This is a genomic window from Cupriavidus sp. PB-02, assembly GCF_058252315.1.
In genome coordinates this window covers 1216082-1238140 of record NZ_CM177695.1, presented here as the reverse complement: position 1 = coordinate 1238140, position 22059 = coordinate 1216082, and the positions used below count along the sequence as shown (strand labels likewise).

General features: G+C 62.5%; 15 protein-coding genes. 6 read left to right on the top strand and 9 right to left on the bottom strand.

Going from position 1 to position 22059, the window contains the following annotated elements:
• The first annotated feature begins 138 nt into the window (after positions 1-138).
• Complete coding sequence (locus AC10V3_RS26405; protein ID WP_022538311.1) at positions 139-768, top strand: (2Fe-2S)-binding protein; 630 nt, start codon at positions 139-141, stop codon at positions 766-768.
• Here AC10V3_RS26405 and AC10V3_RS26400 read toward each other — a convergent pair.
• The 6 genes from AC10V3_RS26400 to AC10V3_RS26375 all read right to left on the bottom strand — a co-directional run bounded on the left by AC10V3_RS26400 (position 765) and on the right by AC10V3_RS26375 (position 11928).
• Complete coding sequence (locus AC10V3_RS26400) at positions 765-4190, bottom strand: error-prone DNA polymerase (protein ID WP_454752987.1); 3426 nt, start codon at positions 4188-4190, stop codon at positions 765-767. The genes AC10V3_RS26405 and AC10V3_RS26400 overlap by 4 nt on opposite strands.
• Complete coding sequence (locus AC10V3_RS26395; protein ID WP_454752986.1) at positions 4187-5761, bottom strand: Y-family DNA polymerase; 1575 nt, start codon at positions 5759-5761, stop codon at positions 4187-4189. The genes AC10V3_RS26400 and AC10V3_RS26395 overlap by 4 nt, the downstream gene beginning before the upstream one ends.
• Positions 5694-6578 (bottom strand): translesion DNA synthesis-associated protein ImuA, encoded by an 885-nt coding sequence (gene imuA, locus AC10V3_RS26390; RefSeq protein ID WP_022538308.1) that lies wholly within the window; start codon positions 6576-6578, stop codon positions 5694-5696. The genes AC10V3_RS26395 and imuA overlap by 68 nt, the downstream gene beginning before the upstream one ends.
• A 1476-nt stretch (positions 6579-8054) precedes the next feature.
• On the bottom strand, positions 8055-9467 hold the full coding sequence (locus AC10V3_RS26385) for a M20 family metallopeptidase (protein ID WP_490924228.1): 1413 nt from the start codon (positions 9465-9467) through the stop codon (positions 8055-8057).
• Entirely contained in the window at positions 9460-10833 is a 1374-nt protein-coding gene (locus AC10V3_RS26380; protein ID WP_022538304.1) for an MmgE/PrpD family protein, read from the bottom strand. Before AC10V3_RS26380 ends, AC10V3_RS26385 begins: the two co-directional genes overlap by 8 nt.
• Before the next feature lie 111 nt (positions 10834-10944).
• A complete protein-coding gene (locus AC10V3_RS26375; protein ID WP_022538303.1) occupies positions 10945-11928 on the bottom strand; it encodes a Bug family tripartite tricarboxylate transporter substrate binding protein in 984 nt (327 codons plus the stop codon).
• 236 nt (positions 11929-12164) lie between these two features.
• Between AC10V3_RS26375 and AC10V3_RS26370 the strand changes: the two genes are divergently transcribed.
• On the top strand, positions 12165-13103 hold the full coding sequence (locus tag AC10V3_RS26370) for a LysR family transcriptional regulator (protein WP_490924227.1): 939 nt from the start codon (positions 12165-12167) through the stop codon (positions 13101-13103).
• A 31-nt stretch (positions 13104-13134) separates the two neighbouring features.
• Here AC10V3_RS26370 and AC10V3_RS26365 read toward each other — a convergent pair whose 3' ends face one another.
• Together AC10V3_RS26365 and AC10V3_RS26360 are read right to left on the bottom strand one after the other, a co-directional pair.
• Positions 13135-14010, bottom strand: coding sequence for a LysR family transcriptional regulator (locus AC10V3_RS26365; RefSeq protein ID WP_022538301.1), 876 nt, complete (start codon positions 14008-14010; stop codon positions 13135-13137).
• A gap of 136 nt (positions 14011-14146) precedes the next feature.
• On the bottom strand, positions 14147-15595 hold the full coding sequence (locus tag AC10V3_RS26360) for a M81 family metallopeptidase (RefSeq protein ID WP_022538300.1): 1449 nt from the start codon (positions 15593-15595) through the stop codon (positions 14147-14149).
• Between the two features lie 315 nt (positions 15596-15910).
• Here AC10V3_RS26360 and AC10V3_RS26355 point away from each other — a divergent pair, with 315 nt between their 5' ends.
• From AC10V3_RS26355 to AC10V3_RS26340, 4 genes are all read left to right on the top strand, one after another.
• Positions 15911-16879, top strand: coding sequence for a Bug family tripartite tricarboxylate transporter substrate binding protein (locus AC10V3_RS26355; protein WP_022538299.1), 969 nt, complete (start codon positions 15911-15913; stop codon positions 16877-16879).
• Positions 16880-16922: 43 nt separating this feature from the next.
• Positions 16923-18281 (top strand): acyclic terpene utilization AtuA family protein, encoded by a 1359-nt coding sequence (locus AC10V3_RS26350; protein WP_490924226.1) that lies wholly within the window; start codon positions 16923-16925, stop codon positions 18279-18281.
• Positions 18278-18652: an AtuA-related protein gene (locus tag AC10V3_RS26345; RefSeq protein ID WP_454752983.1), complete on the top strand. Its 375-nt coding sequence runs from the start codon at positions 18278-18280 to the stop codon at positions 18650-18652. Before AC10V3_RS26350 ends, AC10V3_RS26345 begins: the two co-directional genes overlap by 4 nt.
• Positions 18653-19036: 384 nt before the next feature.
• Positions 19037-20281, top strand: a complete 1245-nt coding sequence (locus AC10V3_RS26340) for an MFS transporter (protein WP_454752982.1) — start codon at positions 19037-19039, stop codon at positions 20279-20281.
• A gap of 597 nt (positions 20282-20878) precedes the next feature.
• On the opposite strand, the gene AC10V3_RS26335 is transcribed toward AC10V3_RS26340, so the two are convergent.
• On the bottom strand, positions 20879-21799 hold the full coding sequence (locus tag AC10V3_RS26335; protein WP_454752981.1) for an ornithine cyclodeaminase family protein: 921 nt from the start codon (positions 21797-21799) through the stop codon (positions 20879-20881).
• Between the last annotated feature and the right edge of the window lie 260 nt (positions 21800-22059).

Genomic DNA, 22059 nt, shown 5'->3' with positions numbered 1-22059 from the left:
AAGCCCGTGGAGTTTTGACGCGCCCACCAGGCGCCCACCTCGCCGCGCGCTCCGCGCGGTGCCCGGCACCGAACTTGCTGCCTTTTGACATCCCCGGCATCGCCCCCCCGTGCCGAAGCTTCCACAAAAGGCCAGCGCATGTCCGAGAACCAGGCCCCTGCCCCCGGCAGCACCGCCCTGCCCCCTGGCGCCGCAGCACGCCCGGTCACCTTGCAGGTCAACGGCAACCCCTACACCCTGCCACTGGAACCACGCACCACCCTGCTCGACGCACTGCGCGAAGTAATGCACCTGACCGGCACCAAGAAAGGCTGCGACCGCGGCCAGTGCGGCGCCTGCACGGTGCTGTCGGACGGGCGCCGGCTGCTGAACCGCAAGACCGCGCACAACCAGCTGATGGGCGGCATTGTCTGGGGCATCGGCATGGCGCTGCATGAGAAGAGCGAGCTGGACCCGGCCACCGGGCGCGTCGCCAACGCCAACCTGGCCGAGTACCACATGCCGGTCAATGCCGACATCGGCACCATCGACGTCAGCGTGGTGGACGAGGACGATCCGCATATCAATGCGCTGGGCACCAAGTGCAGCATGGAGGCTGCGGCGGCGCGGGCACAACGACTCGCCGCACCTGGACGGCATGGGCAATATCAACCCGGCGCCGGAGGCCAAGCACGCGCAAAAAGACCAACGGTGTGTTCGATTTCTCGGTCAACTACGAATTCTGAGCGGGTGCGGGCAGCCCCGTGCCAGCGGCCCGGACACCGTTAGTGGAAGTCCCGGCTCCCCACCATCAGCCGGCCCAGCATCGGGCTCAGGTCCACCAGCTCCTTGGCCACCAGGTGGCGCACCTCGCCCTGGCGCTGCCAGGTGCCGACCACGCCCAGCAGCGTGGCACCCAGCACCTCCTTGCGCTGGCGCTCCACCAGATCGGGCCACAGGATCAGGTTCACGGTGCCGGTCTCGTCCTCGATAGTCGCGAAGATGGTGCCGCTGGCCGTGGACGGCCGCTGGCGCACGGTAACGATGCCGCAGGCGCGCACGCGGCGGCCATTGGCGCAGCGCTGGAGCTGACTGGCGGTGGCAAAGCGCATCGCCGCCAGCTTGTGGCGCAGCAGCGCCAGCGGGTGCGACTTGAGCGACAGGCCCAGGCTCGCGTAGTCCGCCGCCACGTCTTCACCCAGCCGGGGTGCGGGCAGTGCCAACGCGTCCTCGGCGGGCGGCGCTTCATACAGCAGGTCGCGATGCGCGGCATGACTCGCCGCGGCGCGCGCCTGCCAGCGGGCCTGGCGGCGGTGACCGGCCAGCGGCGCCAGTGCGTCGGACGCGGCCAGCACATCGATATCGTGCCGGTCCAGCGCGGCGCGCAGCGCCAGGTCTTCCACGCTGTCGAACGGGCGCTGCGCCCGTGCCTCCTCGATACGCAGCGCGGCCTCTTCGCGCATGCCCTTGACCCGGCTCAGGCCGAGGCGCATCAGCGGGTGCTGCGGCTGGCGTGGCCGGGTGCGGGCCTGCGCGTCCGCGACATCGACCTCCGCCGCCGGCTCCAGCGTGCTCTCCCACTGGCTCACTGTGACATCCACCGGCAGCACCCGCACGCCATGCCGGCTCGCGTCCTGCACCAGCTGCGACGGTGAATAGAACCCCATCGGCTGGCTGTTCAGCAGCGCGCACAGGAACGCCGACGGATGGTGGCACTTGAGCCAGGAACTGACATACACCAGCTTGGCAAAGCTGGCCGCATGGCTCTCGGGGAAGCCGTACTCGCCAAACCCCTCGATCTGCTTGCAGATCGCCAGCGCAAAGGACTCCGGATAGCCGTTGGCGGTGAGCGCGCGCACCAGCGCATCCTGGTGCTGGCGCAGATCGCCGCGCCGGCGCCAGGCCGCCATCGAACGGCGCAACTGGTCGGCCTGCCCCGGCGAGAAACCGGCCGCGTCGATGGCCAGCTGCATCACCTGCTCCTGGAAGATCGGCACGCCCAGCGTGCGGCCTAGCACCTTCTCGATGACACTGTTGAAGTAGACCGGTGGCTTGCCGGTGCGGCGGAAGGCCTCGCGCCGCTTCAGGTAGGGATGCACCATGCCACCCTGGATCGGCCCGGGGCGCACGATCGCCACCTCGACCACCAGGTCGTAGTACTTGCGCGGCTGCAGCCGCGGCAGCATCGACTGCTGCGCGCGCGACTCGATCTGGAACACGCCGATGGTGTCGGCCTTGCAGATCATGTCGTAGGTTTGCTTGTCTTCCTTGGGGATGTCTTCCATCCGCGTCGGTAATGCGGCGCGTTCGGGATCCGGGTTGGGGATCATCTCCAGCGCGCGCCGGATCGCCGACAGCATGCCCAGCGCCAGCACGTCGACCTTGAGCAGGCCGAGCGACTCCAGGTCGTCCTTGTCCCACTGGATCACGCTGCGGTCGGCCATGGCCGCGTTCTCGATCGGCACCAGCCGCGACAGCTTGTGGCGCGCGATCACGAAGCCGCCGACGTGCTGCGACAGGTGGCGCGGAAAGCCGCGCAGTTGCGCGGTCAGGCTGGCCCACTGCTGCACCGCCGGCGAATCGGGATCGAGCCCATAGCGGGCGATCTTCTCGACAAAGCCCTTGCCGCCATCCCACCAGGCCTGGCCCTTGACCACCTGCTCGACCACGCTGGCATCGATGCCCAGCGCGCGGCCCACGTCGCGCAAGGCGCTGCGCGAGCGGTAGGTGATCAGCGACGCCGCCAGCGCGGCGCGGTGGCGGCCGTATTTCTCGTAGATGTACTGGATGACTTCCTCGCGCCGCTGGTGCTCGAAGTCCACGTCGATATCGGGCGGCTCATCGCGCTCGCGCGACAGGAATCGGCCGAACAGCAGGTTGGCCTGCTCGGGGCTGACCTCGGTCACGTACAGGCAGAAGCAGACCAGCGAATTGGCGGCCGAGCCGCGCCCCTGGCACAGGATGCCGTTGGCGCGCGCAAAGCGCACGATGTCGTGCACGGTGAGGAAGAAGGGTTCGTACTGCTTTTCCTCGATCAGCGCCAGCTCCTCTTTGAGCTGGTCTTTCCACTCTTGCTGCATGCCGTTGGGAAAGCGCTCGTGCATGCCGCGCTCGACTTCCTTGCGCAGGTAGGAGATCGGCGTCTCGCCGGGCGGAACCAGCTCTTCGGGATATTCATAGCGCAGCATCCCGAGCGAGAAATCGCACTGCGCGGCGATCTTCAGCGTCTGCACCAGCGCCTCGCGCGGGTACAGGCGCGACAGCACCTGGCGCATGCGCAGGTGCTGCTCGGCATTGGGCGCCAGCGCCATGCCGCATTCGGCCAGCGGCTGGCCCAGCCGGATCGCGGTCAGCACATCGGACAGCGGCTTGCGCGAGCGCACGTGCATGGTGACCGCGCCGGCCGCGGCCAGCGGCACGCCGGTCTGCGCCGAGACCGCCTCCAGGCGCGCGCGGTGCAGCGCATCGGCGTGGCCCTGCAGCTGTTCCAGCGCGATCCAGGCGCGGTCGCCGAAGACCTCGCGGCACCACTGCGCCTGTTCGCGCAGCAACTCGGGATCGGCGCAATAGTCGGGCAGCAGCAACGCCAGGCAGCCGGGCATGCCACGCAGGTGCGCCTCGGCGGGCGCGGGCGCGGACAGGTCTTCGGGATGCAGGCGGTAGGTGCCCTTCTGCGCGCGCCGCCGACCCAGCGTGATCAGCTCGCTCAGGTTGCCGAAGCCGTCGCGGTGCTGGGCGATCAGCACCAGCCGCAGCGGCGGGCGTTCCGAGCCATCGGCCGGGGTCAGGCTGAAGCGGCTGCCGATCAGCAGCGAGAAGGCATCGGCGGCTGCGGCCAGCACCTGCAGCCGCTGGTGGCGGCTGGCGTGCGCGTGGGGATCATCGTGGTCCTCGGCGGCCTCGTCATCGTTGTCGAGCAGCGGATCGTCCACGCCCTCCTCCCCGCGTGCCGCGCTGCGCGCCACCGCATCGTGCAGGCGCTTGCGCAGCGTCTGGATCGCATCGTGCGCGCGCGCGGTGCCGGCCACCGAGCATTCATCGGTCAGTGCCAGCCCGCGGTAGCCCAGTTCAAAGGCGCGCTCGATCAACTCGCCCGGGTGCGAGGCGCCGGTCAGGAAGGTGAAGTTGGAGATGCAGTGCAGCTCGACATAGTCGGGCAGGGATGGAAGCAAACCCGGCAGCAAGCCGGGCAGCGATGGCAGGACCGTCATGCGAACAACCCATGCAGGAACCAGCGATATTCGCCGCCATCGTCCTGCGCCGCATGACCGGGGCGCTCGCGGAAGATCCAGCAGCGCAGGCCGTCGGCGCGCTCGGCGATAAAGTAGTCGCGCGTGGCCAGCGCGCCGTCCCACCAGCCGGCCTCGATGCGCTCGGGCCGGCTCAGCAGCGCCAGCGGCCCGCCGTGGCAGGGGCGGTGCTGCTGCACCGGCAGCGGCAACGGTTGCGGCAGCAGCCACAGCGGGCGCTCCGGCAGCGGGCCGGGCAGCGCGCCTGCCTTGCCGCCCGGCTGCGGCTCGTCGACCGGGCCCCAGCGGTTGGCGCGCTCGGGACGGTGGTCGGCCAGCGGCCGGGGCTGCAGCACGTTGTCGCGGCCGAGGCGGGCCATCAGCGTATCGAGCAGGCGGCCCAGGTCTTCGGGCGTGCCGCCGGGCTCGGGAAAGAGCGCATCGCTTTGCGGCACGCAGGCGGCCATTGCCTCCACCCGCAGCGCCAGGCCGGTGACCGGGGCGTGGAAGTTGAGCTTGTCGAGCTTTTCGCGCAGCAGCCGTGACAGGTGCGTGGGATCGCGGCTGGGCTGGGCCAGGCCCAGCAGCACGGGCGTGCCCTCGGTATCGACGCCGCGCCGGTAGCGTTCGTGCTCCAGCACCAGCACGCAGCGCGTGACGCCGGCCTGCTGCACCGCCAGCCAGCCGGCCAGCGCCAGCAACAGGCGCTGCGCGCCGGCCAGCACGCCTTCGGCCGATTCGATGCGCCCGGGCAGGTCCATGCGCTGCGCGAACGCGGGCGGCGCCGCATACCAGGCAAAGCGCACCGGGGCGTCGCCATAGGCCTGGTCCAGCCGCGCCAGCAGCGCGGGGCCCAGCCGCCGCGTCAGGCCCGCGCGCGGCAGGCGCCGCACCTGGCCTAGCGTGCGGCAGCCGATGCCGTCCAGCCAGGCCGGGTCGGCCAGCGTATGCAGGGCCTGCACCGGCAGGTCGTCGAGCAGCCGGTGCAGGCGTGCCATGCCCACCGCCCGGCGCGCGGGCCGCACCACGCCGCGCCGCGTGCGCCGCAGCGGCTGGCGCGCGAGCCACGCGGCACCGTGCGCGGTCGGGCCGGAACCCACTTGCGCAATGGTGCCGAGCTGGCGCACGCAGGCGCGCACCGCGCGGCACAGCGCGCGATGGCCGCCGAACAGGCGCAGGCTGGCCGTGACGTCCAGCATCACCGTGGCCGATTCCGGCTCCTCGTCGAAGGTCACGGCCGGCGTGAAACGCAGCAGCGCCAGCGCCACCGCCTCCATCAGCGCGGCCTCGGCGTTCGGCTCGCGCTCCAGTTGCACGATATCCGCCGACAGCGCCTGCACGCCGCCGCGGCGCATGCCGTAGCGCACGCCGAGCTGCAGCGCCGGGCCGTTGGCCAGCACCACCTGCTCCTGCGCCATCACCGCCACCGGCAGCGCATGGTGCAGCGTGCCGGTGGCGGAGGACGGACCCGGGGCGGGCGCCGGCTCAGGCCAGGTGGGCTGCAGTGCGTCCAGGGGCAGGCGCGGCAGGTGCACCGCGATCCAGTACGGCATCGGAAGAAGACGGAGAAGAGGACAAGGACGAAGGCGCCCGCGCAGGCGACGGCCAGGCGGCCGTGCGCGTGGCCGCTTCCATCCCGTCCAGGCGCAGCAGCAAGGGGGTATCCCGCACCGGCCCGCGCCGCTTGTGGAAGGTGATCGACAGCCTATTGCCGGGCTGCGGCGCCAGCAGCAACCGCAGCACCGCCGGCGACGACTCGCGCAGCGCCGCGGCCGGGCGCAGCGCCCAGACCACCGCGTCGCCGCCCTGCGCCAGCACCTGCAGCCGGCGCAGCGCCTCGGGCCGGGCCGTCGGCAGCCATACCAGCACGCCGCCGAAGGCCTGGCTGCGCAGCACCTGCTCGGCCGCCCACAGCATGTCGGCCTGCGCGGCCCTGGCGGTGCCGGCGGGTGGGCGCACCCAGTAGAGTTGGCGCGCCGGCAGCCCGGCCGCCGCCAGCCCCATCGCATTGGGCAGGTACGGCGGCGCCACCAGCGCGATGCGGCGCCCTGCCCCGGCCAGCGTGCGCAACGCCGGCAGCAGCAGGCGCAGCTCGCCCGCCCCGCCCTGCGTGGTCAGCAGCTCGGTCAGCCCGCCCGCCGGCCAGCCGCCGCCCGGCAGCTCCGCCGACAGCGCGTCATACCCGGTCGGGCATACCGACTCGCTGCCGGCACGGCCCAGCTGGCCGGCCCGCCAGAGCCCGGGGTAGCGCTGCTCGAGCGCCGACAGCGCCTGCTGGCGCGTGGCCGGGACTGGCGCGGCTGGGGTCGGCGCAGGGAAGAGAAATCCCTCCGCCGCCGTGGGTGGGGCTGCGTACGATTGCGCAGTCATGTGAAGTTGGCATCGCTCGCCAGTGGGCGAGGATTTAGGATGTTTACGATACCTGTATATTTATACAGTATCGGTGGTGAGCGCAAGGGGTAGCGACGCAGGGTGGCGCGGGGTGTGTAGGAAACCGGAATTAGCCGGACTACGTGCGCTTTTGCTGGACTGGAAATCCGGAATTAGGCGGACTGGCGTGCAATCCCGTGACGCTGAGCCAAGACCTGGGCGTTTCCGGTTTCCGTTGGTCGACGTAAGCAGCGAGCTGTTCAAGAAATCGGCGACGTGGCCGTCAATACCGGGCAACTCCATTCCCCGTCTGAGCCATGCGTTACACCCCGCTCCGAGACCAGCATCTCGCTATACTTGCCCGCGACCGCGACGCCTGGCGGGCTCAGGCGGAACGACGTTTTGACGTGGAAGGCCTCATTCACGCATGCGTCCCGGATGTCGCTACTTGTGATCCAAGCTTTGTGGCCGACGCGATCCGGGAGTGGTTCGATAGTTTCGAGGACGGCATTCCGACATGGCGGATGCCGTCGCACGATCGATAAAAAGGGCCCGCACCGGGGCTACGACACTCTCGACCGAGACTGCTTGATTGCCCGTCAGCGTCGGCAGACGCTGGAATCGTGACCGCAATAGGTCCGGCAAGAGTCGTCAGGGCCGAACAAGCCAGCCACCGGCACCGGAGGACGTGGCCACATTCGAGGTGCCATACGTGGCTTCGGTTCAGCGCTTCACGGTAGCCTTGTCGAGTGGCCAGCCCTTCGATAAGGTCGGTCGAACAGCCAAGTTGCTTTGCGGCGTATGCGACCTTGGTGCTCAGGGCCGTATCGACCGCGACCCCAAGTTGACTTCGGGCTTCATATCAACACTCTGAGAACGGGGATGGCGGGCTGCGCTTAACGCAAGCGCCGAATGGATGGCCCTGCCATTACTGTTCTTGGCGGAGAATTCAGCGGCCATACTGACTTCTACGCTCCCCTGACTCTTTCCGTTGGCGACTCCTGCTACTTCGACAGCGCTATGGGCCATGCCTGCATTTCTGCCGGGGATCAGGATGCGAAGGTTCTTTGGGTCTGTTCCAGCGTGACCCTGGACACTTGAGGGTAGCTCCGGACAGTACTCGCCTGCGTGGATTGACGCATCAATTCGAGGCTGACTGAAACGGGAAAACGGCATCTGCGATTCGGGGGGAGACAGACTTCCTGCAGTCCTCCGAGCGGCAGCGGTCGCTGCCGCGCAAGTCCCGAATGCGCGGAAAAGCCGCGAAACGCGGCCTACCCGCTGAAAAAATTTCGACGCTTAGTGCAGCATGTGGAAGACCCCACCCTCTCATTCGACCTGAGCCATTCTGCGACGATCGGTAGCTTAAAGACGAATGGCCGAAGCGGTACTCCGCTTCGGCCAGTTGCGTTGCCAACGGCTGGCACCTACATGACAGTTTTTAGCCTACGTCCAGGAGATTAGGCGCCGATGCGGTCACGCCGATGCTTGCTGGCGTGTGCGGGCCAACCGTGCGGCTGGCTCGCCGAGTTCCCAAAATACTGAAGTCATGATGGCCAAGCCCTGAGCGGCGATCGCAATGGGTAGGTGTTCATTCGGTGCGTGTTGCTTGCAGCCTGGATATGAGTGAGGAATCCAAATCGTTGGTAAGCCCAGAATGTCGGAGAATGCGTCGTTGGGAACAGTGCCGCCAAGATTCGGAACGACTGCAGGTTCCCGTACACTGACGCTGCGGAACGCCTCGTTGGCCCATTCGACCCATGGACTCGCAGGGTCCAAACGTGTTGCCGGCGATCCTCTCAGCAATCGCACTTGGACATCTGTATAGCCGGCTTGGTCCAGGTGTTGGCGAACGACCTCTTCAATGGATTCCCATGCGGTCCCTACTACGAACCGAAGCTGCAAGAACGCGCTTGCTACCGGCGGAATAGCATTGGCGGGCTTCTCGGGATTGCCGGCTTTTAGGGTGAGCACCTCCAGGGAGTTCCAACCCAGCAGGCGCTCTGCAGCGGAGAGAGTCGGGTCACCCCAATCTTCGTCGATCTTTCGGCCAAGACTTTCGCTGTCAATCTTAAGTTTGGACAGCGCATCCCGGACCGGGAAGGGAATGGGAGGCGGCAACAGGCCCGCCACCTGAATGCGACCCTTCCCGTCGACGAGAGACGAGATCGCACCAGAGAGGACTACCGCCGGGTTCTTCATGATTCCGCCCCAGTTTCCTGAATGAAGCGCACCGCTTCGCAACGAGCAGGTGAGTTCAAAAATCGCAGAGCCACGCGAACCAAGGAACATGGTGGGCTGTTCCTTGCTCACGCGCGGACCGTCAGAGGCGATGAACACGTCCGCGCTCAAGATGTCCGCATGTTGGCGACACACCTGTCGGAGCCCGGGCGAGCTGCGCTCCTCTCCCAGTTCGAAGAGCGCCTTGACATTGAATCCAAGCTTCCCGTTGCGAGCCGTTATCACTTCACGAAGCGCGGTCAGATTGACGAGGTGCTGCCCCTTGTTATCGGCAACGCCTCGGCCGTACCACGCATCATTGCGGTCCACCAGTTGCCATGGGGACAGTCCTGCGTCCCACTGCTCATCCATGCCGGGAACCACGTCGCCGTGCCCGTACGTCAGCATAGTGACGAAGTCGGGATTCTCCACGCGCTCGGCAAATAAGAATGGAGACCCGCCAGGGACTGGATTATCGATCGTTCGACAGGAGAACCCCATTGCCGTCAGGTCCGGTTCCAACACCTCGGCATAATACGGGAGGAGGTCGGCATCATTTGCATCGGCCCCACTGACTGAGCGGTATGCCACCCTGCGTGCGAGATCACCTCTGAAATGGCCTTCCTCGAAGTACTTCCTCACCTCCGCAAGGGCCCGAGCTTTAGTCATTCGTCTTTCCCCCCAACACTTCAGTCAACGTACGAATCGACGGCAGCGAGCGAAGCGACGAAAGTTGCGACACGAGTTCCCCAAGATCACCCTCGTTCATCACGGGCTCGCAGCACTCAAGCACTTTCTCGAGACGCTCTGCGTCATTGAACGGGTCTTGGATTAGTCCTCGCGCGTAGACACGTTGCGTTTCCAACACCGTCCCGTCCTTCAGGACAATCTTGACGATATGGGGAGGCCGCTGATCCGGGTCCTTCGGTTCGTCTTCGAACTTTCTGGCATTCAGCGTTACCAGACTGAAAAGCTTGCGAACCTCTTTACGCTTTACCGCATCTGCCGTGAAATCGGAAAGCGTGACCTTCCCTTGCAAAAGGGCAAGCGCGATGTTGTATTGCATTGAGAATCGCGCCTGGAATTCGTCCTGCGGGTCGTCGTAGCGCAGATTCTTCTTGTTGCTCGCACCGACCAGAATATCGATAGACTCGACGTCCTCGGCCGAGAAGCCATGCTGCCGCTTCAGATCGAGGACACAGTCGATGGAATTGTGGGCGGAGCCGCAGCATGCGTGGCGCTTTGGGGCGAGTCCGAACTCTTCCAGCGCAAGCGGGTTGTCGAGCTTCTTCAGCGGCTCCTCCCAGCCACGAGGTGCGGGACCACCGTACAGGGCGAGAAATCCTTGCGGGTCTTCCAGTACTTCAGGATTGCCCTGTACCCCGGCTTGTCCGAGCCGTGCGGCAACGATTGCATTTGAAGCGCCCATGCCGCATTGGAACGATTTCGCCTCCGTTCCGAATTGAGCCTTGTTGCCAGATGCCATGCTTACTGCGAGGCTCATTGTGGCGACCGTGGCCGCCTTGTCCACCTTCAGAAGTCGCGCGCAAGCACCCGCTGTCCCGATGCAGCCGACGGTAGCGGTCGGATGCCAGCCGGCGAAGTAGTGCGACCGATTGACGCCACGCCCCAGGACCGCATGAAGTTCCAGACCAACGATAAATGCGTCCAGAAGATCGGCACCACTTGCGTCAACTTCGTCACCCAAGGCGATCAAGGCGGGCACCAAGATGGCGGATGCGTGAGTCAGTGCCGGGTAGTAGTTGTCGTCGATTTCGAGTACGTGCGCAGCGGTCCCGTTGACCATTGCGGCCCAGGGTGCTGGGGCTTTCTTTTTTGTGCCGATGATCGTGGCAGCACCAGTGCCCCAGAGGCTGACGCCCGCTCCAACCTTGGTGCTTACGGGGTCCGCACTTCCCGCGACGATGCAGGCAATTGTGTCGCTAAAGGCATGACTGGCGCGCGACAAACAGCTTTCGGGCCACTCACTATTTCGGGTGGTGATCCAATCGGCCAGAGTTTCCAAAACGGACATACGAGTGTTCTCCGAGGCAGGAGGCCTCAACTTAAGTTGGTGGACTGGGAAAGAGAAGCAGGAGAGTTTCCCATCGCCACTCATGGGGACGGGCATGTTGTTGTGCGCCGATTAGTCAGTCGCCGCGCCGGAGCGCTTAACGATGTCGCCCCATTTGGCGCGTTCTTTCTTCACAACGGTCGAAAAGTCTGCCGCGGTACCGCCTACGATGACATAGCCCAGATCGCGCATCCCTTCGATAACGTGAGGGTCCTTCAGCGTTTGATTCACTGCCGTGTTGATCTTTTGCGCAATGGCTGGTGGCAAACCTTCCGGCGCAATGACACCCGACCATGCAACAACTTCGAACTGGGGAACACCGGCTTCCGATACAGTCGGGAGATCAGGCATTAGCGGCGAGCGCTTGGGTCCTGTCACAGCCAGGGCTTTTAGCTTTCCACTCTTCGCTGCGGCAAGGCTCCCCGCCAGGTTGTCGAACACCAGGTCAACGTGACCTGCCATTACGTCATTGACGCCAGCCGGCGCAGTCTTGTACGGCACATGGATCATTTCGATGCCGGTCATCTTTTTGAAGAGCTCGCCGCTCAGGTGACCGGAAGTGCCGTTTCCTGCAGAGGCAAACATCAGCTTGCCCGGACGGGATTTGCCGTATGCAACCAGATCCTTCACCGAGTTGACGGGAAGCTTCGGCGAGACTGACAGAAGGTTCGGGGTGTATCCCACCTGGACAATCAGTTGCACATGATCGGCAGCCGTCTTGGAGGCCTTATTCATACTCGGGTTGATGCCCAGAGTCTGCGTATTGCCATGGCCGATCGTGTAACCATCGGGGGCCGCATTTGCGATCGACTGCATCGCGATAAGGCCTCCTCCCCCTGGGCGATTGTCGACAACAATCGTCTGCCCAAGTCGCTTGCCCACGTCTTGCAGTACTAGTCGCATCAGCGAATCGGGCCCTGATCCCGCGCCAGCGCTCAAGACATACTTAATGGGCTTGTCGGGATACTCAGCGCGCGCGTGTGGAACTACTGCCACCGCCGCGACCACGCCGGCAAGAAGACATTGGAAGGGCTTGCGGGACAGAAAAGTGAACATCTAGACGCCTCTTACCACAAAGAATGCCGCACCGCGCATCTAACCTGTGCACCGACGCGAGCTTTTGCCTCGAAAAGTTGCATCAGAATTTCTGATGCACCGTCGTTGATCGCTCTTGGCATGAATCACCTAGCCATGCAATCATGTCCATATTATTAAGACGCGAGCGAGCCCTACGCAAACGAATGATTTTGGGTCTAGCATCAATCTAATTAATGTCTAACTATCTTCCTTCCATGACCGCCCTGCGTTGCCTGGACGCGAGCGCGCGCCTATTGAGCTTCACCAAGGCAGCAGAGGAAATGCACCTCACGCAGGGGGCGGTGAGTCACCACATACTTCAACTTGAAAAGCAGCTCGGAGTGCAGTTCTTTACTCGAAGGAGAGCGGGCCTGGAACTCACGCTGGCGGGGCAGAAATACTGGAACGATGTTGTGGCAGTCCTGCGGTTGCTCGAGCGCGCCACGGAAAGCATTGCGACCACAGGAGGACGTGGTGGAACGCTCAATCTGTCCGTTTCGTCGAGCTTCGCAAACTACTGGCTGATGCCCCGCTTGCCCGCGTTTGTACGAGCCAACCCGGACATCACGCTCAATCTATCGACCCGCGTCGGTCCGGTGGACTTTGCAGCGAGCCAGGACGATGCGTCGATTGAATTCTGTACCGGGCCTACACCAGGCATCGAAGCGAGCCTCGTCTCGCCACTAGTGCTATACCCCTTCATGTCTCGGGAAGAGTATGAGCGCTTTAAGGCGGAGCGAAAGATACGAGGGGTCTCGTTATCGAAGGACCAACTCCTGGACCTGCTGAAGTCTTTTGCGTTGATTCGGCGAGTGACAGTCCCAGAAGCGTGGCCCGGGTGGCTGCAGGAGGTGGGCCTGTCGGGTGCTCTTCCGGAGTCCAATCTGCAAGGTGGGCCACGTTATGCGCTTCTTTCGATGGCATTGGCGGGCGCCATCGAGGGCCTGGGTATTGCCCTACTTCCCCACTTCATCGTGAGCAATGCCGTGCAATCGCGGCAGTTGGTCTGCCTTAGCAGAGTGCCGTGGATCGCTGCTCGTGGGTACTATCTTCGTTGGCCCGAGTGGCGTTCCGACCTTGATGCGCTCAAACGCTTCTCCGCCTGGCTGAGCGCTCTGCCAAGCGAGACACCGGACGAACCGTCAGAGATTTGAGTAGCTGTCAGCCACAACCGGCCGACCACGCTTACTTTGCGCTCAAACGCTTCGTGACTTGCTCGATGAAGACTTTCAGCGCGTGGGTCCCAACGTTGCTGGCGGCAGTCATGATGCAAACGCCCACGGACAACGGCGGCTCAACGAATATCAGTTGCTTTGTGTCGCTCGTGGACTGAGCCGTGTACTCGTCGATAATCGAAAAGCCTACGCCCCTTTCCACAAGTGCCCGCGCAAGATAATAGGTCTTGACCTCAATAGTCGCGCTGCCATCGTTGATGGCGGGAAGCACCTCTTCGATGCGCGACCCCAGGGGATCAGCCGAGTCAAGACGAATCCACTGGGAACGTTCCAGGTCATCGAGATGAACGACGCCTCGTCCGCGGCGAACGCTCTCAGGGCCGAAAAAAACGGCCCGGGCTCGCCCCAATTCCTCGACGGTGATTCCGGGTGGCGCTGACGGTTCAAATGCGATGCCAATGTCGATCTCTCGCGCCAACAAGAGCGCCGACAGCACTTCATTATTTTCGGTACGGATGTTGATCGAGACATCCGGACACAGGCGAATGAACTCGGCCACCGCTTGGGGGACGAGGCTCAATCCGAGACTGGGGATACATCCGATCCTCAGAATTCCTCCCGGATGCGCGGTGAGATTGCGGGCTAGCTGGCGAACGCGCTCCAGACTCGAGTGGAGATGCTTGGTTTCCTGAAACAGAACTGTGGCCTCGGGGGTGGGCTTAAGCCCCCCCGGCAATCTCTTGAATAGCGCAATCCCCAGACTCTGCTCTGCCTGCGCAAGCATCTTGCTCGCCGCAGGCTGCGAGATGTTCAGAAATTCAGCCGCGCTCGACAGCGAGCCTGCCTGCATGACTGCGTGGAATACTTCAATATGACGTAGCCGCATGCCAGCTCCAATGTTAGTCGCGCACCGACGGTGCCGAAATGTTCATTGCACCAATCCACCATTAGGTGGCCATGCCAAATGATCCGGCTCCGCGTGCACAAACACGTAATGCCAGTTCCATGCGGTGGCGACGATGTTAGCTCGGGGTAATCGGCCATTTTGGCAGCTTTGCCTTTTTGTAAGTCAGCAAGTCGTAGCGCGGCGTAGCCGAACCAGGAGCGCCTACGTAAAGGACTCGTTCTGACACCTTGGAATAGGATGCGTAGAAGTGCTGGGCCGACTTGACTACCACGATCCTCTTCTTGGCGATATCGCAGCCGATACCTGTGAACAGGTCCACGTTCAACGCCTGGCACCGATTCGAGATCAATACACACTCGATACCGTCGAACTCAATGAGGGCGGCGTCGCCCACTGAAAGCGGTTCGCCAGCTTGGCCGGTCATGATGTGGTTGTGACGGAGCGTCTTGACAAGGCAGGTAACGTCCAGCGGATCTCCGGAAACAGGGCTGATCTTTCCGCCGATCCGAAGTTCGACGCGCGCGCCTTCGCCCGCTGCGAATGCCATCTGCACCGCAACGGGATCCCATAGCGGCCCCACGGCGACGTCAGTAATACCGCGCTCGATGAGTCGCCCGAGAATGAAGGTCGAATCGCCAGCCGCGCCACTACCGGGATTGTCGGACCGGTCAGCGAGAATTGCTGGCGTTTGTCCCGCTTCCAACGCGTCGTCAAGCGCCTCGTCGATAGTCAGGTAATTCGGTCGAAGCTGCTCACGAAGTGCTATCAGTTCATCCGCCAGGCTTTGAGCGAGCGTCTGGGCCGCAACCGCATCACCGTCGGTATACACAAGAACTTTCGTCCCCATGGCCGGCACATCGCCCGTCGCGAATCCCTGAACAGCCGAAATGGTCAGAACGCGATTCTTGCCTTCCAACCCAGCAAGCTTGTCCACGAACGCTCTGCCCGGATCCCTTGAAGTGTGAATCGGCACGACCATATTTGTGTCCACCACTGCAGCCACGGGATGGATATCCCCCGCATAAGTGCGAGCACACAGATCAACGAGTTCGATAGCTCGCTCCCTGATATCGGTGTGCGGATACTCCTTGTACGCGATCAGTATGTTTGCGTTGGAGACCATCTCTTCGCTGAGGTGCGCATGCGGGTCCAACTCACAACCGATAATCGCTTCCGGTCCAACAATCGCGCGGACACGCTCGATCAGGTCGCCTTCGCAATCATCATAACCATCGGCGACCATGGCGCCGTGTAGACCGAGGAGAACCATGTCGACCGGCAGTGCTTTCTTTAGATCGGAAAGCAACTCGTCCCGGAGCGTCTCGTACGCCGCCCGAGTTACCAGGCCGGCCGGCTGCGCCTGCGCATAAAGTCCCTCTAGGACTGTCCACCCCTCTGTGCGCGCACGCTCGCGTGCAATGATCAGTGGCGCAGCGTAACGCGTCATCTGCTCCGGATGCTTGCCTGCCGGGTAGTACCCCCCCGCCTTGAAAGCATCGAGGCCCGTGGGCAACGGAGAAAAAGTGTTGGTTTCGGTGCCAATGCCGGCGCTGAATACACGCATTGCTTACCCCTATGGTTCGCCGCAGGCCGCGGCAAGTCCGGAAAAGTGACGCAAAAGCGTCAGGATGGGGAAAGTTTGGCGCGCGCGCTTGTACATGACAAATGAAAAAAAGCGGGCCGCCTTAACCGGTGGTTATGCACCATCCTAGCGAAGATGGGAATGGGGGGTAGAGAAAACCCTACGACATAACCAAAAACTATGTCCCCCTCTATCTTTTCATTAGACGGGGGCCGCATGTCACATCAATATGACATCGCTCCCAGCCGCGCTTGCGGCGGTCCGACACGATCGCGCATTTTTTCACTGGATGAAACCATGAGCCACTCTTTGCTTCGCAAAATCTTCGTCGCCTCGGCCTTTGCCATGTCCATCGGTGCTGCCCACGCGGCCTATCCTGATCGCCCTATCCGCGTCGTTGTGCCGTCAGCCGCTGGCGGCAGCCCGGACATCGTCGTACGGATTTTTAGCAACGAGATCGGCAAGAAGCTCGGTCAATCGCTCGTGGTCGACAATCGGCCCGGCGCCGCCGGCAACATCGGCATGCAGGCCGTCATGACTGCGCAGCCTGATGGTTACACGATCGGCTATGGCAACAACGCTACGTTGACGACGAACGAATTCTTGTTCACGAAGCTGCCATATGACCCCAACAAGTTAGAGCCGGTTGTCCTTCTGACCAAGACCGCGAGCGTACTGGTCGTGAACAACAATCTGCCGGTGAAAAACGTGCAGGAACTCGTCCAGTACTGCAAGCAACACGGCGACAAGGTTTCCTTCGGCTCGGCAGGTATCGGAACGTCGGCACACATTGGTGCCGAGCTCTTCAAGACCATGACTGGTATCAAGGCAGTGCATGTACCGTACAAAGGGGCTCCTCAAGCTCAGAATGACCTGATGGCCGGCAATGTCCAGTTCATGTTCGACAACTTCGGCGCCATCGGGCCAAATGTGAAGGCAGGTAAGGTCCGCGCATTGGCAGTCACGTCCAAAGCGCGAACGCCACTCTTCCCTGACGTCCCGACGATGGATGAGGCAGGCGTCAAGGCCTTCGAAATGACTGCCTGGGGTGCCATCATCGCTCCTCCCGGCACACCGGCGGAGATCGTCACGAAGCTCAACAAGGCATTCAATGAGGTCATGCAGGACAAGAACGTCCAGGCCCAGCTTCAGAAGCTGGGCTCCACGCCTGTGGGTGGCACCCCGGACGATGCCCGGAAGCACATCAAGGCCGAACGTGCGAAATGGGGTGAAGTAGTACGCAAGAGCGGTGCAAAGGTCGAATGACCGGGCTGGCCCGCAAAACGTTCCCTCGCACAAGTCTTGCACTATGAAGAATGACCTCTTGCGCATCGGGTGTGCCGCCGGCTTCTCTGGCGATCGCACCGATGCTGCCGGGCCCGTCGTTGACGCGCTGATCGCGGCCGGTGGTCCAGCCTTCCTGATCTTTGAAACGCTGGCAGAGCGCACGCTCGCGTTGGCGCAGCTTGCGCGGCGGTCGGACCCGGCCGCTGGTTATGAGCCACTTCTGGTGGACATCCTGCGCCCTGTCCTTGGACGTTGCCTTGCCCACGGAGTGCGCATCGTCAGTAATTTCGGTGCGGCCAATCCGGAAGGCGCCGCCAGGCGAATTCATGTTCTCGCGCGTGACCTTGGTCTTCCTGCGCCTCGTATCGCCATCGTTCAAGGCGACGACGTTTCCGGCCCAGCGCATCGGCCGCTGTTGGAACAAGCGGTAGGAGAACGCTTCTCCACGCTGGATGTCGTATCGGCGAACGCCTATCAGGGAGCAGAAGCTATCGCGGACGCCCTGATTGCCGGCGCAGACATCGTGGTCTGCGGTCGCGTAGCCGATCCGTCGCTCGCCGTCGGGCCGGCACTCGCCCATTTTGGCTGGTCGCGCAACGACTGGACACGCCTCGCTCGCGCGACCATGGCGGGACACTTGCTGGAATGCGGCGCGCAGGTAACCGGCGGTTACTACGCCGATCCAGGCTATAAGGATGTAGCAGGCCTGGCTTCTCTGGGCTACCCGATCGCCGAAATTGACGCTGACGGCAACTGCACCATCACGAAACCGGCGGGTACGGGCGGACGGATCGACGCGCATACGGTCAAGGAGCAACTCCTTTACGAGGTGCATGATCCCGCCGCGTATTTCACGCCGGACGTGATTGCAGACATTACGGATGCGGAAGTTACCGAACTGGGGCCGGATCGCGTGCGACTGACTGGAGTCCGCGGGCATCCGAGGCCGGCCAACCTCAAGGTGAATGTTTGCCACGCCACCGGATGGCTTGCCGAAGGCGAGATTTCTTACGCGGGCGCTCGCGCGGAAGGACGGGCACGGCTTGCGGCCCAAGTGCTGAAAGAGCGACTGGCAGGCTTGGGGCAGCTTCACGTGGATCTTATCGGCGTCAGCAGCATATTTGCTGACGACGCCGGGCAATGGCTGGCCGCCCATCCTGACTCAGGCGCTGAAGACGTACGGCTGCGCGTCGCCATGAACCACCGCGAACGCGCGAGCGCAGAACAGCTCGGCCGCGAGGTGACGGCTCTTTACACCTGCGGTCCTGCCGGGGGCGGTGGCGTTCGCACGGCGCTTCGCCAGCGATTGGGCACAGTCTCCTGCGCGTTGTCGCGCGACCGCGCGCCCACTTCGTTTCAATTTGTCGAGGCTGCGGTATGAAAACTGTCACCGTTCCGTTGTTCCGGGCGGCTCATGGCCGTACGGGGGACAAGGGCAATCGTTCCAACATCAGCGCTATCGCCTGGCATCCAGACTTGTGGCCCATTCTGGTTGAACAAGTGACTGAGTCGGCTGTGACCGCGCAGTTTGCGCACCGCCGGCCGACTCGCGTCGTGCGGCATGTTCTGCCAACCCTGCAGGCAATGAACTTTGTCCTGGATGAGGTCTTGGACGGAGGCGTCAACGACTCACTCAATCTGGATAGCCACGGCAAGGCACTGTCATTTCACCTGCTTGCCCTGCCGATTGAGGTCCCGATTGATCTGATGCCATGCCTTGCAGGGCCACCGTTGAACGCCAACGAGCCCTGAGCCATCACGGTTGCGGCCAGCCAGGTCCGCCGGCGGGACACCGTAGCCCATCCTCCTCCATCCTTTTCTGACAACAACGGACTGGATGCACGCGAGAGATGGGCTTTTTTTCTTTTTTCTCCCGGAAGCGATCCCTTACGACAACCTTTCGTTGCGCCGACTCAGAAACATCACCTCTTGATGTTTTGTAGATCCACGCACCAGGTCGGCGCCCATGCCGCACCATTTCGCGCTGATTAACTGTCGGTTATGCACCGTATCAGGCAGATCAGCAGTTCATATAACCGCAGTCTATGTCCACCCTCATCTTTTCATTGGACGCAGGGTTCCCGGCCGCGCACCATGAGCCCCATCAAAGGACGTGCTGTTCGTAGGAGAAGAGTGATGGAAGGCAGGTTTAGTCGAGCACAGAAAACCGCTTGTATTGCGGGCCTGTTCCTCGCATGGGCAGTCGGCTACGCCGACCGCATTCTAATGAGCGTTGCGCTCGTACCGATATCACAAGAGTTCGCACTGTCTGCGCGCGAGGCCGGCATGTTGCTGAGCGCGTTCTATGTCAGCTACGCCATCATGCAGCTTGCCGGCGGTTGGCTGTCCGACAAACTGGGCTCGCGCATCGTCGTGGTGGCCTGTGTCGTTATGTGGTCGATCTTTACGGGCATGACAAGCCTCGCATGGTCTTTCACATCGCTGCTGCTGATTCGTTTCCTGTTCGGGATCGGAGAAGGCAGCTTCTCGCCTGCGAGTTCCGTGACCGTAGCGGAGGTTTTTCCAAAGAATCAACGAGCACGGGCGAAATCCTTTCTCGTATCTACGGTATTCCTGGGGAGTGCCGCGGGTTCGGCCATCATCGCCGCCACCGTGAGCAAGCTCGGCTGGCGCGGCGCTTTCCATATCCTGGCCGTGGCAGGTTTCTTCGTTGCCATCTTCCTGCGGTTCTCCCTGCGCAGTGGCATGGGTTCAAAGCGCGGCGTAAAGACGGAACGTCCGCGTATGGTCTGGCGCCCAGTACTCAAGATGCCTCTTGCATGGAAGCTGATGACCATCTGGTTCTTCACCAGCGCGCTGCACGTGGGCGTCAACTCCTGGATGCCAGCGTATTTGCTGAAGACTTACCACATCAGTTTGAGCCACGCCGGGCTGGCAATGATCATTCCGAACCTGTTGTCGTTCTTCGGTGCAAACATGGTCGGCTACCTGCTTGACAAGCTGGGACGGCGCTTTGAAAAGGGCTGCCTGGTTGTCGGATCAGCACTTAGCACGCTGTTCTTCGTCATGATGATCACGACTGATCAGGTATGGCTCCTCATCGCCTTCTGGTCCCTGTACTCCCTCTCGTTCAATCTGGTCTACGCGACGGTGTTCTCTGCACCGCTGCGTCGTGCGCCGGAACATCTCATCGGTAGTACGACGGGCCTAATGAACTTCGGGGGGCAACTGGGCAACTCGATCTTCCCTGCGATCATGGGGGCGTTGATCACCGCGGCCGGGGGCGCGTTCTTCTCCGCCTTCTATCTTCTTGTGGGCGTTGGCGTGCTTTCCATAGTGGCAGCGCTGCTGTGGAAAGCACCGGCAGACGACGAAGTCTACGGCTTGCTCGGAGACCATCTCGCGCCTCGGCGCGGATAAGTCCCGAAGGCAACGAGCGTCTTATAGCTGGCATCGACGCCCGTCGCTCGTGGAGCGGTGGGCGTTTCTCACTGCTTTAAGGCCATATAGCCTTCGGAACGAGCCACGGTATACTCCGAGTGAGTAGGCTGGAAGGCCCCCATGACCCATGTCGCTGTGCAAGCATGGGCCTCTTGCCCAGATGGTTCCATAGAGCCTGTACAAGCTTCCGCAGGATCACGAGCCGGAGCGGACGAAAGAAAGCGCAACGGTTTAGATGCGCCCCTAGTACGGCTGAGCTAGGCGAGGCTTTCGCCAGCGACAGTCATTCCAATGCAGCCGGTGCCGAGAACCGATCCGTCCTTGTTACCGGGGATGGGCAATGGTCAAATAGACGTTGGTGTGCTTGGAGAACGCGTAGTCTGCCGAGATGATGAACAGCCAATGGTCAGGCACCAGAGTTGCCATAGTGCCTTGGGGGGGAAACGGTGCCAGTAAGCGTCCATGTCGGCGCGAGGCCACGGTGCCCCGCCGAATGCGAGTCGTCATTCGGCTAGCCCACGCGGGGCAGGGCCAGCACTAGCACCGCAAGAGAGGAAGCGATGCTAGGCGGGGGACTTACGATTCCGCTGCTACGAGCTTCTTGTACATCAGCGCCGAAAGGGCGACGTCTACAAGCCCCACACCAACCGATTTGTAGACTCCAATGCCTTGGGCAGTTTTTGCAGAGGCGTCTCCGGTTAGCACGTCACCAATCTCCAGAACGCGATCCCAATCAACGACGCCGTCTTGCGCCATAACCAGGTCGCCCGCTTCCTTTCGCGCCTGGTCTTTGTGTTCGACGATAATCCGGGCAGCGCGCTGCAGCGTGGAATCGTCGATCTCTCGCGTCTGTGGCTTACTCGAGCCGATTGCTGCAACGAATGCATGAGGCTTGAGGAGCTTTCCATCAAACAAAGGCGTGGGGCTGCGAGTGCATGTGATAACCACATCCGCTTCCGGCACAGCCTTGACAGCCTCCGCAGTCTGGAACGCAACGCTCGGGTACGCTTGCGCAAAGGTGGTCGCCAGTGCCTCGCCATCTCCCTTGCTCACAATGAAGACGCGGCGGAAAACACCAAGTTCCAGCATCGCCGTAAGATGGGCCTTGGCCTGAATCCCTGCCCCGAAAATCGTCAGTGTGGAGGCGTTCGGCGGCATTTGAGCCTCGACCACGACTCGCGTAGTAGCCGCTGTACGAAACTCCGTCAACGCGTTGCCCTGGATGGTACCCAGGTAGTGACCATCAGCGCCATCGAAGAGGACAACAACGAAGTCGAATTGCCCTGCATTGGTCGAATAGACCTTTGCACCGCACATTCCCGCGGGCGCGACGATACCCCCCATTACACTGAGTGTCAGATGGTCATGATAGGTGCGCGCCCGTTGCAAGGTTACGGCGCGGCCCTGTGCTGCTGCGATGAACGCATCGCGCACAACCGCGCTGCTCTCGCTCATCGTGAGAACGTTGCGGACTTGCTCATCAGTGATCAGTTTCATATCGCGTCTTCTGCTTCTGCCGAAGGGCAGCCTGCATATAGTGATGAAAGAAGGCTGATTGTTTCCCGATCACGCGGCTTCGTCTAATGCGTTTTCTTTGGCCCGTCTAACCTGAGGCTATGTCGTAGGGGTGTACCGGCTTCGGCAGTTATCGGGAGTGGCTCCTAGCACGCTTCGCCGAGAATGTGGCACCGAGAATGTGCGACGCACGCGCCGATGTCTCAATGTGGATTAACTGAGAGTTATACCCGGTAGCGTTT